This is a genomic window from Acinetobacter sp. YH12120 (assembly GCF_013418795.1).
In the GTDB taxonomy this organism is placed as follows: Bacteria; Pseudomonadota; Gammaproteobacteria; order Pseudomonadales; family Moraxellaceae; genus Acinetobacter; species Acinetobacter towneri.
Map to the genome: position 1 here is coordinate 1 of NZ_VPBI01000034.1, position 16,038 is coordinate 16,038.

The window sequence follows — 16,038 nt, forward strand, 5'->3', positions numbered from 1 at the left end:
GTTCCTGCTTCAGCTTGCTTCAAGATACTCATGATCAAGCTGTCTGAATACTTAGATGTTTTCATAGAAAATCTCCTTAAATCAAGGTTATTCGATTTTCTACTTTTAAACTCAATTATTTTTAGGGAGGATTACCATCAAAAATATCTATAAAGCATAACAATCTACCTATTAAACACTGATTTTTTTTGATTAAATTTATTTAACAAACGTTATATTAATCCCGGTTTGTAAATGACTAGCTAGTCTTTCTACATCCCAATTAGTGAGGCGAATACAACCATGAGAATACGTTTTAGAGATTAATGATGGACTCGGTGTTCCATGAATTCCAAAGGAAGGTTTTGACAGTCCTATCCATACCGTTCCCACAGGATTGTTAGGTCCAGGTGGCAATAGTAATGGCTTTAAATTATTACCTTGAATAAAGTTTTTAGGATTATAAGAATAAAATGGATGCTTATTAATAGTCACAATTTTATATTGACCTGTTGGTGAAGGATTTTCTTCACTCCCAATCGTGGCTGGGAAAGCCGCTATCATTTTATTTTCTTGATTAAATAGAATCAGCTGACGCATTCCTTTATGGGCAACTAAGTAAGAAACTCCTTTTGGTAAGTTATTCTTCACATTAGCAACAATTATTTTTTCTCCTACTATTTTAAAGGTCGCTTTAGGATTAATTTGTTGTAAAAATAATTCATCCATATGAAATTTTTCTGCCAGCATTTCAGACACACGTAGGTAATGGAGCCGTTGCATTTTGGCCTGATCTGCATAATCTGTAGGGATACTTTGTACATAGTTTTGTTGAATATCTTTATAAGTTAATGTGTATTCAACAAATACAGGTTCTATATTTCTTTCTTTATTTAAGCTCTCCCAGGTTTCTTGATTTAATTTCCCTGTTACTTTTAAGCCATTCATGATTTGATAGGCTGAAATCGCTTTGATTGTATTTAAATTTAGCCTCGCATCAATTGGTCCAGGTGATGCAAAATTTCGACTTAATAAAACTTGGGTTTTTGCATAAAGGAGTGATTGTTCATGTGGATAATCATTATCAATCCATTCTGCTGAGTTAATATTTTCTTTAAGCCATATTTGTTTATTTTGTTGACTAAAATTTAATAAATTTAACGCATTTGAATCATTTACTTCCAATGTTTGAATTTGAGTATTTCCCCATACCAAAGAACAACTACCCATTAAAACCAATAAAATACCTAACTGACCTAGTCGCTTCATAAGCTCAAAAAAATTATATTTACTAATGAAAATTTAACATAAAATTAGGGTGTGTTGACACTTTTAGCTTAAAAAAATAGCGAAGTAGTAAAATCAAATCACCAAACCCAATTTTACTATTCGCTATGCCTCGTACCATGCTGACAGATCAACACTGGCAAAAGTTGAAAGTTATTCTGCGTAATTTATCCATTCACCACAACTCAAATTTACGCAATTTTATTGAAGCTATTCTCTATAGAATTAGAACAGGCTGTCCGTGGCGAGATATTCCTTCTTGTTTTGGTCATTCAAACTCTATTTTCAAACGTTTTAATCGTTGGTCAAGCAGCGGTAAGTTACGTAGATTATTCAAATTACTAGCCTCATGCCCCGATATGGAATGGATTTTTATTGATGGCTCTCATGTACGTGCTCATCAACATTCTGCCGGCATAGCGAATCAATCTATTTCTAAAAGTGTAGGAGGAAACTCCTCAAAAATACATTTGATTGTTGATGCACATGGCAATCCTATTGATTTCATGATTACCGATGGAACCACACATGATGTTAAAGTTGCGCCTGATTTAATATCAACATTAGATTTAAAAGAGACAAAAGTGGTATGTGCAGATAAAGGCTATGATTCAGAACCACTGCGTGAACAGATCAGGAAAACAGGGACTAAAGCGAATATACCAAAAAAAACGAATAGCCAATCGAACAATGACCATATGGACTGGTTGAATAGCCACCAAAATTCTAGACACACATAATCATCTTTTGATGGGCCTTTTCATAATCTAATGGAGAACGCTGACCATTGGAACCATGTCTGCGTTTTGAATTGTAGAACATCTCAATATATTCAAAGATATCCGACCTTGCTTCAGTCCTGGTCGCATAGATTTTCTTTTTAATTCGTTCCCGCTTTAATAGCTGGAAGAAGCTTTCTGCAACAGCATTGTCATGGCTTGAGCAGTATACTGCGCAAGTCGTCTACTCATACTACTTTCAAGATTATGATGCTTGAGAAATGACGCATCTAAAACCAGATCTGCCGTGATTCTGGATTTCATAGACCAGCCAACAACAAGACGTGAAAACAGGTCAATCACAACTGCGAGATATAGCCACCCTTCATGAGTGCGGATATAAGGGTGAGTAGACCAAGGGAATTTCACCCTTAGCCCCTCGCAGAACCGGACATGAACCTCTCAGCTCATCCGGCTCCCATTATCCAACCGATGGTAAACATCCCATTTTCCAGTGCACAAAGGCATTTGGAAAATCACGCGCAAGTCGCCCTAAGGCATATCTAGCCCGTCTTTTATGACGGGCCAAGTTTTTATACTTACGCCTCATCCAGCGTATAAGATAAGCATTCATGTGTTGCCAGATCGCTGACATTGCTGAACAATGAATCGACCATAGTATTGCTGCCAACCTTGAAGAATTGGATTGAATATTGCAGATAAATCACTTAATTCGCGATTACACATCAGATGTAGATGCCATTTCCGAATAGTCTGTCGCATTGCTTTAAGTGCATCACGACTGACTGCAGGAGAGAAATTTACATAAACTCTTTTATACTTGTCCACAGCCTTACGGGGCCTAAACGTGTACCCGAGAAAAGTAAATTGAACATCGGGATATGCTTTACGACGATTAATATCTTGGCAATAAACAATCTTTGTCTTGTCTGGATGCAATTCGAGACCACATTCACGAAATCGTGCATCGATCTTTTGTAAAACAAGTTTGGCTTGAGATAAACTCCGACAATGAATTACGCCATCATCTGCATAACGGCAGAACCGTACACTTTGAAGATGTTTCGTAATCCACATATCAAAAGCATAATGCATAAATAAATTAGCCAATAAAGGACTCACAACACCACCTTGTGGTGTGCCGCGATTCCTTTCTAAAAGATGGCCATTTATGTGTTGCATTGGTGCTTTTAACCAACGTTGCACATATAAAAGAATCCATGGAATTTCACAGTGTTTCTTGAGTGCACGCATTAGTAAATCATGGTCGATGTTATCAAAGAGACCTTTGATATCAAATTCCACAACCCAGTCATAATCCCAACTTCGTCTCCTCACTATCGCAATTGCATCATGGGCAGAACGCCCCGGACGATATCCATATGAGTTTGGATGAAATAATGGATCAATTTTCGGCTCTAATAAGAGCTTAACTGCTGTTTGCGCGACTCGATCTGCAACTGTTGGAATACCTAGTATACGCACGCCACCTGACTTCTTTGGAATCGGAACAGCCTTAACTGGCGGTGGAAAATAACTGCCAGAACAAAGTCGATTCCATAGTTTGTATAGGTTGTTCTTTAAATGCTTTTCGAATTGCTCAATAGATTCATGATCAACGCCTGGAGCGCCACCATTCTCTTTGACTTTTTTAAATGCCTCCCAGATTAACGCTTTAGGAATGTTAAATGGTTTGGTCATAAAGTTTTGCTCCTCCTGCTTGCACAGTTGACAAATCCGTAGACCTGGATAATGCAACCCCTTCGCTCCATTACCATTACAGTAACTTCAACACTACTACGAGTTGCTCCGCCCCTTGGTGACGCATTGCTATTATCAGCCTTGCCTTTTGAGCTTGTGCCTTTCGCTTGACATCGCCACCGAAGGTTCCCGCAGTTCAACGTAAGAGCCTGAATTAGGATCGCGCTGCCTCTACGCCGGACACCGAATGGCCCGTAAGCAGGTAACGGCCAAACTAATCGCGGGGTAACTTCCATCCCCGGTTTTGATGTCATTTGAGTACTTTCGACACTTGAACGGCAGTTCACTGTTGTTCGCCTTCCTAATTCTTACCTGACATCTCTACGATGCCTTTTCCATAACGCTCACGACCGGGACTTTTGATCCAAGCCGCTTATGGTGGTTTGCTACCTGCTCCTGCAAGCCGATAGCGAGGGGCCATACCCTCATCTCTTACGCCGCTTGCTGCGGCACACTAATGTCCGTCACCCATAATTGGTTCGGCTCAGTTGGATTAAACTGTCGATTTAAGCTGTTTGCGGCAATGACAGCCGGAGTACCAGCGTAAGCTCTAGGCTTACGATAACCACGCTGTGATTTAAGACCATCTGCTTTCATCAGCCGATGTACTCGATTGATCCCGCAACTTTCGCCAACATCTTTCAAATCACAGTGAATCTTGCGATAGCCATAGACTCCGCCAGATTCCAGCCAGAACTGTTTAATCAGTCCTGAAAGCTGTTGCCGTTTCCTTGCAGTTTTACTGGTGGGTTGCTTTAACCATGCGTAATAACCACTGTGATGAACATCTAACGTTGAACATAAACGACGAACAGGCCATATGTGCTGATTGTCCTGAATAAAGGCGTACCTCATTTGGACTGGCTTGCGAAGTACACCGCGGCCTTTTTTAATATGTCCCTTTCTTCAGTAACCCGTTGCAGTTCTTTTTTTAACTTTGCTAATTCTGCGCTTGGATCATTAGATTCTATTATCTTGGGCTGCTGTGGATCATAACGTTTAATCCAGGCATACAGACTATGGGTGGTGGTTCCTAAACGTGTAGCAACCTCGGCCACACTATAACCTTTCTCAGTGACTTGTTTTACTGCTTCAATTTTGAATTCTTCAGGGTATCGTTTACTGCTCATAAGCACCTCGTTAATTAGCCATTTTATCTAACTAAAAGGTGTCTACAAAATTAGTGGCTATTCAGATATTCACCATGAAGTTATTCACCGAACGATGACGTGAATGTTCAAATTGATGTAAATTTTTTAATTTGTGTGATTCATTCTTCGGTACCTACTATAATTTTCTCAGAGATCAATCAATATGGAACTAAAGATTACTACTGTAATCTTTAGTTCAATATTGATTGAGAAAACCAATTCAATTCAAGTTGCTTTTTATGCCAGTCTACAATCCTATAAAGAAGAGAACTTAATAGTGAACCGTACCGGGTTTTTCGGAGACTTTTTTATTTAAGTTAGGCCACCTGACCTAACGGGTTAATCTTATCATAGTACATCGAGCACCATATCTGTATTCATCCGTGTAGATACTTTCCATCCAATAATTGCTCGTAAGGTAATCCTCCCATAAATAACCGAAGTTAAAAGTAGAGGTTAAGCAGCCATTGCGAAATCAATAGTTACTTGGACACTCATTCTTGTTTAACTTGGACACTTTGGTCTACTTATAAGCAAACCAAAGTGTTGTTTAACTTGGACAGGAGATCAGAGATGGATCCGTAAATTTGAACAACTCCTATAAGTGATATTCTGCTCCTCAAATGATGTTATAAACATCAATATATGGAGTATTTTATGGCACGTAGACCAAGAAGAAATCATTCAAATGATTTTAAAGCTAAGGTAGCACTTGCTGCGATTAAAGCAGAAAAAACACTTGCTGAATTGAGTGCTGAATTTGATGTTCATCAAAACCAAATTATTGACTGGAAAAATCAATTGATCTCAGCTTCCTCGCAAGCTTTCGATCAATCAAAAGCTCCATCAGAACCCCCCATTGATCTTAAAAAGTTACATGCAAAAATCGGTGAGCAGGCATTAGAAATTGATTTTTTAGAAGGTGTGTTGAAGAAACTGGGCCGCTTCAACCACAAAAGTTAATCGACGACTCACTTCAGATTTCAGTATCTAAGCAAGCTAAGCTGCTGAAAGTCTCCCGTGGTTGTTATTATTATCGCCCAAAACCTGTTAGCTCATCAGATCTGAAGCTGATGCGATGTATTGATGAATTACATATGCAATATCCTTTTGCAGGCAGTCGTATGATGCGTGATTTGTTGAATCGTCAAGGGCATCATATAGGACGACGTCATACACGTACTTTAATGAAGAAAATGGGTATTCAGGCGTTATATTGCAAACCAAATTTAAGCCAGGCTAATCAAGCTCACCGTAAATATCCATATCTGCTCAAAGGGTTGGCTATTCAGCGCAGTAATCAAGTGTGGTCTACGGATATAACGTATATCCCTATGGCAAAAGGCTTTGTTTATTTATGTGCTGTGATTGATTGGCATAGCCGCAAGGTACTTGCGCATAGGGTATCGATTAGTATGGAGGTGGGTTTTTGTATTTCGGTTTTAAATGAAGCGATTGAAAAATATGGATCACCTGAAATATTGAATACAGACCAAGGCAGTCAGTTCACCAGTGATGCATTTATTGATGTATTGAAATCAAATGGCATTCAAATCAGTATGGATGGTAAAGGTCGATGGGTAGATAATGTGATGGTTGAACGATTATGGCGGAGCGTTAAATATGAAGAGGTGTATCTCAAAGCTTATAGCAGTGTCACAGATGCGAAAAAGCAATTAAGTGCATATTTTGAGTTTTATAATTTGAAACGACCTCATTCGAGTCTAGACAAAATGACACCAAATGAGTTTTACTATGATCAGCTACCCCAACAAAACAAGGTGGCTTAACTAGAGCGGAATATCACTTATAAATACGCTTTTAGTTGTTCAAACAAGTGGGACCACCTCTATCATCACGATTCTAAAACTTTTTTACCACGTCTTTTCCTCATAGACTGACCTTTTAAATTAAACACGTGAGCACGATGAACTATGCGATCTAATAAAGCTTCACCAACAGTCTGATCCTCAAAATGGTTTAACCAAATATTTGTTTCATACTGGCTTGGGCTTTGTTGCACAAACCTATCTGTAAAGGCTTTTTCAGCGATATAATTTTCAAATGAAGAAGCCTACACACAAAATCTACCGCACAACCAATTGGCCCGCATATAACCGAGCACTCATGAGTCGCGGAAATATTGCCATTTGGTTTGATCCTGCTACGCAATGGTATGCTCCATCAAAAGGCAAACAAGGGCGAAATCAAACCTACTCCGACGCAGCTATCCAATGCTGCTTAATGATTAAATCCTTATTCCGTCTATCTTTACGTATGGTCACTGGCTTTGTGCAAAGTCTGATTAAACTTTGCGGATTAAATTGGACCGCACCAGATTACAGTACGCTTTGTAGAAGACAAAAGCATATTGATATTGCAATCAGCTACCAAAAAAGTAGCGATGGGCTGCATCTACTCGTAGACTCTACAGGCATGAAGTTTCTAGGTGAGGGCGAATGGAAACGCAAGAAACATGGAGCTGAATATCGTCGCCAATGGCGTAAACTACATATTGGTATAGATGCCAAAACCCTACAAATACGCGCTATTCAGCTCACAACCAATAATGTCAGTGATTCACAGGTGCTTGGTGATTTACTTAATTAGATTCCACAAGATGAGCAGATTGACTCTGTTTATACCGATGGAGCTTATGACACCAAGCAATGCCGTCAGGTCATTGCAGATCGGCAAGCACATGCGGTGATTCCACCTAGAAAAAATGCGAAACCATGGAAAGATACAAAGAGTAGCTCGCTAGAGCGAAATGAATTACTTCGAACAGTTAAACGTTTAGGCAGGACATTATGGAAAAAATGGTCAGGCTATCATCGCCGCAGTTTGGTGGAAACCAAGATGCATTGCATCAAATTATTAGGCGATAAATTAATGGCAAGAAGCTTTCCTAGTCAGGTGAATGAAATTCATGCACGTGTAGCAGTCCTCAACAGATTTACGGAATTAGGTCGACCACTTACCCAAGTTACGCCTTAAATTTGGCTCAATTAGGGGCGCTTTGCATTTCAAATCTTTGTGCAACAAAGCCGTCTCACTATATAAAAATACCCTTTCATTATATCTAGAGTGTTCAGCGCTTAAAAAACCATTCGTTGTTAAAACCCTTAACCCATTGTACATTTTTTGCCTTAAACCCTTATCCACCACCTGATTCAAATGTTCAATATTTAACCAAAATAATTTTGCTTCCCAGTTTTGAATTTTGTTTTCTAGCAATATTTTTACGAAGTACTTCTCAAGTGGTAGATAAAAATCAAACATATGAATTTTCATTAAAAAAATAAAAGAGGATTATAGTCCGTGGATAAGTAGTCCTCAAATAGCAATAGTTTTGATATTTGAACAAATGAAATCAAATGTCAGATTTATCTATAGCAGTTGGTCAGTTAATACGCAATGCTAGGCTAAAGAAAGAAATCAGTCAGGAAAAATTAGCTTTAATCTGTGATATAGACCGTAGCTATTTAGGGCGAATTGAGAGAGGTGAGGTAAATATCACAATAGAAAAGCTCTATGAAATTGCTATTGCTTTAGAAATAGATGCTAAGGATCTACTGCCCTAATCTAGCATCTAATTATGTCTCAATATACTTTCATATTATTGATTTTTTAAAATTTTCCTTTATTGTAATTGAGTTTTGATCACCTTTAAATCTAACTATTAAAAAGTGCCTAAATTTAATCAGTAAAGGAACTATATGGCTATTTCTCTAGACACACTGACCAATAATTCTACACGTTTTAGTAGGAGCGCAAATAGCTACACTTTTAATCAGAGGTCTAGAAAGGCCTTTTTATGCCATAGTCATATTGATGCTCAATATGTCAAAGGATTTATTCAGTTATTAAAAGATGAAAACATTGATGTTTATGTTGATTGGCAAGATAGCTCTATGCCTGAGAGTACTAATCGAGAAACAGCAGTTAAAATTCAACAGAAAATTCAAGAAGCTGATTATTTCTTTTTTCTCGCAACACCAAACTCTGTTAAATCAAGATGGTGTCCTTGGGAAATTGGTTATGCCGATGGAGTCAAAAGATATGAGTCTATTTTTATAATTCCAACTGTAGACCGTTATGGTTCTTATTATGGAAATGAATATTTGCAATTATATCAAAGAATTGACCGTTCAACTTCGGGCATCTTATGTTTCTGGAAACCAGATGAGCAATATGGAAAATATGTATCTTCTTTATAATTTAAAAAAGCAAATTGGTAAATAAATATGGCACGTAGAACTTTCATTTCATTATCAAAATGACATTTGGCGAGTTTGGAATGTTAAAAACTCTTGGGTAGTTAATGGTAGCAGAGAAGCTTATGGATTTTTTGATGGGAGCGTTATTGAAAAAAAGAAACGAGAGTCTGATGATTCACTTAAGCATTTTCTTAGAGAAGGTTTAGATAACACTTCTGTAACAAGTATTCTTGCTGGTCAATACACTCATCAAAGAAGATGGTAAGATATGAAATTGCACAAAGTATTATTAAAGGTAATGGTTTATTATCTGTTTTTATTCATCAATTAAAAGATAAAGACGGATATATTTCAAGAAAAGGAACAAATCCACTAGATGAAATGGGTGTCTATCTTGCTAACGAATCTTATTACTTAGCTGAATGGCATGATAACAAATGGATCAAATACCGAGATTTTCTCAATCCAATTACTTTAAATTCTAGATTTAGTCCAAAACCAAAGTCGAATGCAGTAGTTCGACTTTCAAGTTTTTTTAAAATGTATGACTTTTTAGATAACAATGGAAGATTATCATTATCTTCATGGATCGAAAAAGCTGCGAATCAAATGGGTAAATAATTGTGTCTGAAAATTACTATCAAATTATATTACTTGGTAATGTAGATGAAAGACTTGTAAGTATCCAAAAAAGTCTTACTAATAAATTTAATGATCTAAAGATTAATCCAAGTTTCGTCAAATTTATTCATAGTGATAATTATTCATCAAGAGACCCTAAATATCCCACTATTGCGATTTATTTTGGTGGTGACAAATCTAAGACCCTACACTTATCAAATCTTATTGATGAATCAATAGTCATCATTCCTGTAGTCAAAAGTAATGAACTAGTTCCGACAGAACTACCGGATGAAATCAGTCATATTAATGCGTTACCAATTAACGAAACAAATAATAATACAGAACGATTAGTTTCTATTATCTTTGAAAATTTTAGATTTTTAAGGAAGGAGCGAAAAGTTTTTATTAGTTATAGACGTATAGATGCACAGGGTGCTGCAGATAAATTGTATGACATTTTAGATGCAAATGGTTTTGACGTTTTTCTAGATACTCGATCAGTACCACCTGCACAGAATTTTCAAGATCAATTGTGGCATCGTATGACTGACTCAGATGCTGTAATTCTATTAGATACTCCACGTTTTAGAACAAGTAGATGGACCAAAGATGAGTTGATGTTCGCTAACGAAAATAATATTCATATTTTGCACATTCTATGGCCTCAGCAAAAGGAAGAAGGCATTGCTTCTTTTAATGAATTTATTAAGTTAGCCCCTAAAGACTTCAAAATGAAGGGCCTTAGTAGAAGTGGCATTCCATATACAGGGAAAAATATTACAAAAAAAACTCTTAAAAATATTGTAATAAAAACTGAACAACTCAGAGCAAGAGCAATCTCTCTTAGATATAAATATCTCGTTGATAACTTTTGTGATGCTGCAAGAGATGCAGGATACAATCCAAGTGTACAGATAGATCAATGGATTTCTATAGCTAATTGGAAGGAAAATGGATTAGCTGTAATACCAGCCATAGGTGTCCCTACAGCAGATAGGATCAATGACATTTATAACGCTGTATCAAACTCGAAATTCAAAAACAGTGAGAAATGGATTATTTATGATAACCGGGGAATTTTGAAGCAATGGTTAGAACACTTAGATTGGTTGGATAACCATCTCCCCATTAAAGCAGTAAATATGACTAAAGCACCTTCATTATTAGAAACTAAGTGATAAAAAATGTTAAATATTTTCCTATCAGCAAGTATTCCTCTCTCTGATCGAAAAAAATGCTTCTACGAGACGGCTGATGTCCTTGCTATTAAAGAAGCAGTTCGATCACTCGTAGAAGTAGTTATACCTAATGGTCGTATTGTTTGTGGAGGACATCCAGCTATTACTCCATTATTAGCTATGGCTACCAAAAATAGTAAAAAAGACATAAATTTTATTTCTATCTATCAATCTAATATTTTTAAGCCAGATTTTCCTGAAAGTGTCTATGATTTTATTGATTTAACCCTAATAGATGGTAATCCCGAAGAGCGTGAAGAAAGCCTTAAAATAATGAGACAAGCCATGATACAAAGTCAAAAATTTGATGCAATAGTATTAATAGGTGGAATGGAAGGTGTAATAAATGAATTAGAAATGTTTTTAGAATTTCATCCTAATGCTCAAATAATCCCTTTAGCATCTACAGGTGCAGCTTCAAGAATAGTTTATGAAAATGAAAAAAATAAACTTAATCCTAGATTTGAGTTAGATCCAAGATTTGAAAATGACTATACATATTCTAGTCTCTTCCGAAGATTATTTCGTAACCATCTTAAAAATTAAAATAAAGTAGTAATGAATTATGTATAAAAGTATTCAAGTTGAAGATTTTGATTTTTCAATCTTTTCAGATGTTAGTCCTTCAGACGTGAAAAAATACAAAGAGAGAAATAAAAATAGACTAATCAAAATTCAAGATTACTTGCTTGATAGCAAAAACACATTAAGTGTAGAAAAAATATACGAAAAACTATTTGTCGATATTAAACCTGATATATTTCTATCGCATTCACATGCCGATAAAGATGATGTTATACGCTTGGCAATTTTAATAGAAGAAGAACTAAATTTAAGTGTATTTATCGACTCTTGTATTTGGGGTGATGCATTTAAACTTTTAAGAGAAATTGATGAAGAATATTGTTTGAATGGCAGTAATTTCAATTATAAAAAACGCAATTATACAACTTCAAATGTATTTATAATTCTTAACTCAGCTTTACACAGAGTAATTTACAACTGTGAAGTATTTATTTTTTTGGGAACAGATAATTCAATCCCTATTAATGAAGCATTTAAAAGTGAAAGGTATCTTTCATCTCCGTGGATATACTCTGAACTGCAATTTGCAAAATTAGTACGTAGAACGCCTAAACCAAGAGGAATCAAATTTGAAAGTAGAGATCAAGCATTAGCTGAATCACTGGCTTTTGATAATGCTCCAAATTTTGCATATTCAATACCAGAGACAGATACTACATTGCTTAATCGAAATTTAAAAAATTGGATTGAAGATTCAAATCGCTATAGCAGTCAGGATGTTCATCCTCTAGATAGACTTTATAAGATCATTTCACATCGATAAAAATGAGGAAGTGGTTATGGCTGGTATTACTAAAAGAAAGTATATGTCTGAAAATATTAGGATATATAAACAAATGACAAATCAGCTAAATTCTATTAAAAAAATATTACCTGAGATTTACGATGGTAATATTTTATTTGATTTATATAGTAAATATTTTTCCACCACAATCCAGATGCTAAATCAAAGGTATGAATATTATAGATCAAAAGATATTTTTTTAAGATCTGTAGGAAAAAAGAAAAGATACAAGATATTAAACTCTAAAGATTTTTTCTTTAGCTCACAAAAAGTTAAACATATGCTTTCATATGGGCAAAGATTACAGCATAAACAACAATACAGTGAAGAATGTAAAACTGACTCTTTAATAAAGTTAGAACAAAAATTAAATAAAAGCCTTAGCAAAAAATTAGTAATTACAAAAAAGTGTGAACATATTCAAGATATAGAACCGATATATATTGATATTTTTATTAAAATATATCATAGATCTAACCATTTGGAAAAAATACTAATATTTAATGAGCTTAAAAAGTTTAATAGTAATAAAACAATAAATTTTTTTTATAAACTTAATGATTCAGAACATAACAATCAAATTAGAATGATGGCCTTTCAACATCTACAGAATCTAGGTAAATATGTGAAGGTGAGAAAAAAATTTAAAGGAAACAAAAAGTCATATCATATCGATAGTACTTTACCAAATTATAGTCCAGAAGAACTCGTAAAATTTCTCAATTCAAATTCAGTAGAGTCAAAGAAAAAGTACGATATTTTTATATCCCATAGTTATTTGGATAAAGATTTGGTTAAAAGCACCAAAAATGCTTTAAATCTTAAAAATTTATCATGTTATTATGATTGGACATCAGATCAGGATTTTCTAAAAAGAACTCTAATTAGTGATTACACAAAAGAAGTCCTAAAAAAGAGAATCGAACAATCTGAGATATTCCTTTTGTTACTTACTCATAATGTAATCGCTGAAGATAAAATAATTTCTGAGTGGGTAGAGATGGAAATTGAATATGCTAAGTCTTTAGGAAAAAAAATACTTTGTATCAATTTGGCAAATGTAAAACACAAGTTTACTGATCTTAACTTTGAATTGCGTGGAACTTCGATCTATCTTACAGAAATTTTTAGTTTTTTTGAAAAAGCTTAATTTTATAGATAATTAGGTTTTTTATACTATTTATAAAACGGCTAACCAAAAAAGTTGGCCATTTTATAAATGCGTAATTTATTTAGAACTATTTTCCTGCCCGCTTTGCAGCAGCTTCAATCCATATTCCTAAATTTTCATACCCACCGTCATCTACCCAATCGTAAGTAGCATAAATGCTTGATGCTTTATAGCTTTTACCATCAGTACATGGAATATAATGATCATCAAGCGGATTTCTTCCTTTCATTGAGACACCTTTTCCTAAACCATTTATTTTATGGATATAAATACCTAGTAAAGCGTTACCACGCTCAATACTTTTTTCAATTTCATAGTTGACCCAATCTCTTGTACTAGTATCTGCTCCTATCAAGACAACTGTAACGCTTGTATTTTCTAGTTGACTGTTTATCCATCTTTTAATTGCTAAATCAGATTCTTTTCTTACTTGCTCCCACTTTGCCGAATCCCAGAATCCCGCATCATCACGATTTTTCTTGGTTAGCCATGAGTTTCTCACTATACCTATACGGCATATATCACCAGAATAGTGAAAGCTGAAAAAAGTTCGTCTAGCCATAAATTTCTCCAATTTAAATTAACTTAATTACATCATGAATTTTTGATAACAACTTATTTGGTTCATCTACTTCTTCATTTAGTTTTTCAAAAGCTTCTCGAAATTTTGGTGTGGAATTGGGGTAATATTGATCGAAGTCAGAAGTTATTTTATTAAATAATTCTTTTGCCTTATATCCACTCGCACCAATTGGTATTAGCTTTAAACCTAATTCATGTGCTATTTGAAATTCTTCATCCATACCATCTGCCAAAACAATAGTTTGTTTGCCTGATTCAGGATCTGTGATAATTTTATTCCCCATAAAGAAAAGAGCAATTCCTGTCTGACTCAATAAATCTTTTCTCCATACTGTCCAAATGTTTTTTCTTTCTGTAGGATCAGCTACAAATTGAGGGAATACCTTCATTGTTAAATAGTCATCAATTTTTGTATATTTTCTATTATAAATTTCTTTAATTGCACCACTAATAAATGCATTACCAATACCCAAGCCTAAACCTGATGTAATTTTAAAACCTTCTTGGATTAAAACTTCCCCTAGTTTTGATAGAAAAAATTCCGTTGCGGTTTGATCCCATGGACTAAAGTCATGGGCACTACCCGATAAGAATACATTTTTACATCGAAATTTTTTTGTAATCTCTTCTAATATATGTGTGAGATCATTCCAAGAGTCAATTAATACAACTTTGATACTAAAACGAGCAAGGTCTTTAATCACAAACTGTTGCTTTAAACGATTATAGGAAAAATCTTCATCATTATTGTAGTCATCACGATTAACTTTTCTAAAAATACAATAATGTTGTCTTTGATTTTGTTCAAAATGAATTCGGATTCTGCTAAGTATGTAATCTAAATTTGGATCATTGAAGCTAAATCCTAGGAAAAGAAAAGTTTTTGAAACTAAGTCTCCTGACAAAGCTGTTACGAATGGTGCAAAGTGTAGCGGGTATGATTCGTATTGATCTTTAGTAATAATTGCTTGATCAGGAAGACTTGCATCACCATGCATTTTATAGACAATGGCGGAACGTCCCTTCTTAGTTTGAGATAAATGATTTTTAGTAAATTTTTTATCTGCTATTTTACCTTCATTGTCTAAAGATTTTTCTATTAGATCATCATAGTTAGTTGTCCAATAGGTTGATATGGGTAACTTCGCTAAAATCTTATGATTAGTTGTCGGTTCTCGAGCTATACCAACTTCATCAATTAACCTTTCAGTTAATCTGCTACGACCATGATTTTCATTCACATAATACTGGGCTAAGGAAACTAAGTCGGTTTCTTTATCGATATCTAAATTTAATTCAATAGATAAGGGCCGTAAGAGTTCTTTCCAATTTACATATCCGGCAGGGGCTGATAAACCAGCACCTGCAAATATTGCAAAATTATTTTCTTCTAACTCTTTTACAATACGATCTATCATAACTTTTTGTTCATGGTCGAACATTAGCATCTCGGTATAATTAACTTTAAGAATATTTGAGGTTTTATTCATTTATTTCAAGTGCTAATTAATTTTAAATAGCTTTTGTTATCTTATCATTGTTATTAAGTTGCTTAAGCACAACTAATGTTAGTGCAAATACTCCAACTAAAAATGTTGTTTAAGGACATATTTCTGTATATTTTCTTGCTATGAATAAAAAATAGTTGAATAGTTGCTCAGAAAAAATTAAAGATAATATTTCTTATAAACTGTATTAGCCTTCGTAAAAACGGACGTAAGTGTCCAAGTAAAAGAAGAATAGGTGTTCAAGTTTAGATAAAACTGCCTGTCCAAGTTATCAAGAATATGCAGCCATTAGAGGTGGCTTTCCTTTGTTAGCTTGATGTGGTCTTTCATGGTTGTAATGCCACAACCAGTTTGTTGCATAATCTTGTACTTCATCCAAAGTATCAAATAAATGCTTGCTCAGCCAAC

Annotated in this window: 16 protein-coding genes and 4 pseudogenes; 11 read left to right on the forward strand and 9 right to left on the reverse strand. The window is 34.9% G+C overall.

Going from position 1 to position 16,038, the window contains the following annotated elements; all coding sequences use genetic code 11:
- Nucleotides 1-198: 198 nt before the first annotated feature.
- Nucleotides 199-1,248, reverse strand: coding sequence for a L,D-transpeptidase family protein (locus FTU58_RS13205; protein ID WP_257222371.1), 1,050 nt, complete (start codon nt 1,246-1,248; stop codon nt 199-201).
- A gap of 125 nt (nt 1,249-1,373) precedes the next feature.
- On the opposite strand from FTU58_RS13205, the pseudogene FTU58_RS13210 reads away from it, so the two are divergent.
- Nucleotides 1,374-1,973, forward strand: a pseudogene (locus tag FTU58_RS13210) (IS5-like element ISAba31 family transposase); the annotation flags it as partial.
- A gap of 19 nt (nt 1,974-1,992) precedes the next feature.
- On the opposite strand, the pseudogene FTU58_RS13215 reads toward FTU58_RS13210, so the two are convergent.
- From FTU58_RS13215 to FTU58_RS14130, 3 genes and pseudogenes are all read right to left on the reverse strand, one after another.
- Nucleotides 1,993-2,387 (reverse strand): annotated as a pseudogene (locus tag FTU58_RS13215) (IS3 family transposase); the annotation flags it as partial.
- A gap of 228 nt (nt 2,388-2,615) precedes the next feature.
- Nucleotides 2,616-3,707: a group II intron reverse transcriptase/maturase gene (gene ltrA / locus FTU58_RS13220; protein ID WP_257222372.1), complete on the reverse strand. Its 1,092-nt coding sequence runs from the start codon at nt 3,705-3,707 to the stop codon at nt 2,616-2,618.
- 513 nt (nt 3,708-4,220) lie between these two features.
- Nucleotides 4,221-4,897 (reverse strand): annotated as a pseudogene (locus tag FTU58_RS14130) (IS3 family transposase); the annotation flags it as partial.
- Between the two features lie 666 nt (nt 4,898-5,563).
- Here FTU58_RS14130 and FTU58_RS13235 point away from each other — a divergent pair.
- Nucleotides 5,564-6,708 (forward strand): IS3-like element ISAba14 family transposase gene (locus tag FTU58_RS13235; protein WP_180062549.1). Its coding sequence is split into 2 segments (ribosomal slippage): nt 5,564-5,828 and nt 5,828-6,708, totalling 1,146 coding nucleotides; the frame shifts between segments, so codons are not numbered across the junction.
- 65 nt (nt 6,709-6,773) lie between these two features.
- Here FTU58_RS13235 and FTU58_RS14135 read toward each other — a convergent pair.
- On the reverse strand, nt 6,774-6,941 hold the full coding sequence (locus tag FTU58_RS14135) for an ATP-binding protein (protein WP_373886013.1): 168 nt from the start codon (nt 6,939-6,941) through the stop codon (nt 6,774-6,776).
- Between the two features lie 41 nt (nt 6,942-6,982).
- On the opposite strand from FTU58_RS14135, the pseudogene FTU58_RS13240 reads away from it, so the two are divergent.
- A pseudogene (locus FTU58_RS13240) lies at nt 6,983-7,915 on the forward strand (IS5-like element IS17 family transposase).
- Here FTU58_RS13240 and FTU58_RS14140 read toward each other — a convergent pair.
- Nucleotides 7,883-8,200, reverse strand: a complete 318-nt coding sequence (locus tag FTU58_RS14140) for a hypothetical protein (protein ID WP_257222373.1) — start codon at nt 8,198-8,200, stop codon at nt 7,883-7,885. The pseudogene FTU58_RS13240 and the gene FTU58_RS14140 overlap by 33 nt on opposite strands.
- Before the next feature lie 95 nt (nt 8,201-8,295).
- Between FTU58_RS14140 and FTU58_RS13250 the strand changes: the two genes are divergently transcribed.
- From FTU58_RS13250 to FTU58_RS13280, 8 genes are all read left to right on the forward strand, one after another.
- The gene (locus FTU58_RS13250; protein WP_180062550.1) at nt 8,296-8,502 is read left to right on the forward strand and encodes a helix-turn-helix domain-containing protein; all 207 of its coding nucleotides are present in this window, start codon (nt 8,296-8,298) and stop codon (nt 8,500-8,502) included.
- A gap of 135 nt (nt 8,503-8,637) precedes the next feature.
- A complete protein-coding gene (locus tag FTU58_RS13255) occupies nt 8,638-9,138 on the forward strand; it encodes a toll/interleukin-1 receptor domain-containing protein (protein WP_180062551.1) in 501 nt (166 codons plus the stop codon).
- A 64-nt stretch (nt 9,139-9,202) separates the two neighbouring features.
- Nucleotides 9,203-9,403: a TIR domain-containing protein gene (locus FTU58_RS14225; protein ID WP_373886014.1), complete on the forward strand. Its 201-nt coding sequence runs from the start codon at nt 9,203-9,205 to the stop codon at nt 9,401-9,403.
- The gene (locus tag FTU58_RS14030) at nt 9,397-9,759 is read left to right on the forward strand and encodes a TIR domain-containing protein (RefSeq protein ID WP_218948246.1); all 363 of its coding nucleotides are present in this window, start codon (nt 9,397-9,399) and stop codon (nt 9,757-9,759) included. Before FTU58_RS14225 ends, FTU58_RS14030 begins: the two co-directional genes overlap by 7 nt.
- 2 nt (nt 9,760-9,761) lie before the next feature.
- Entirely contained in the window at nt 9,762-10,940 is a 1,179-nt protein-coding gene (locus FTU58_RS13265; RefSeq protein WP_180062552.1) for a toll/interleukin-1 receptor domain-containing protein, read from the forward strand.
- A 6-nt stretch (nt 10,941-10,946) separates the two neighbouring features.
- Nucleotides 10,947-11,546: a hypothetical protein gene (locus FTU58_RS13270; RefSeq protein WP_180062553.1), complete on the forward strand. Its 600-nt coding sequence runs from the start codon at nt 10,947-10,949 to the stop codon at nt 11,544-11,546.
- Nucleotides 11,547-11,565: 19 nt separating this feature from the next.
- Nucleotides 11,566-12,348: a hypothetical protein gene (locus FTU58_RS13275; protein ID WP_180062554.1), complete on the forward strand. Its 783-nt coding sequence runs from the start codon at nt 11,566-11,568 to the stop codon at nt 12,346-12,348.
- Between the two features lie 16 nt (nt 12,349-12,364).
- Nucleotides 12,365-13,519: a toll/interleukin-1 receptor domain-containing protein gene (locus FTU58_RS13280; protein ID WP_180062555.1), complete on the forward strand. Its 1,155-nt coding sequence runs from the start codon at nt 12,365-12,367 to the stop codon at nt 13,517-13,519.
- 88 nt (nt 13,520-13,607) lie between these two features.
- Here the strand turns inward: FTU58_RS13280 and FTU58_RS13285 are convergent, their stop codons facing one another.
- The 3 genes from FTU58_RS13285 to FTU58_RS13295 form a co-directional block, all read right to left on the reverse strand.
- A complete protein-coding gene (locus FTU58_RS13285; protein ID WP_180062556.1) occupies nt 13,608-14,102 on the reverse strand; it encodes a TIR domain-containing protein in 495 nt (164 codons plus the stop codon).
- A gap of 13 nt (nt 14,103-14,115) precedes the next feature.
- Nucleotides 14,116-15,612 (reverse strand): SIR2 family protein, encoded by a 1,497-nt coding sequence (locus FTU58_RS13290; protein WP_257222374.1) that lies wholly within the window; start codon nt 15,610-15,612, stop codon nt 14,116-14,118.
- 289 nt (nt 15,613-15,901) lie between these two features.
- Nucleotides 15,902-16,038, reverse strand: a 137-nt coding sequence (locus tag FTU58_RS13295; protein ID WP_180062557.1) for an integrase core domain-containing protein, incomplete at its 5' end; no start/stop codon positions are given.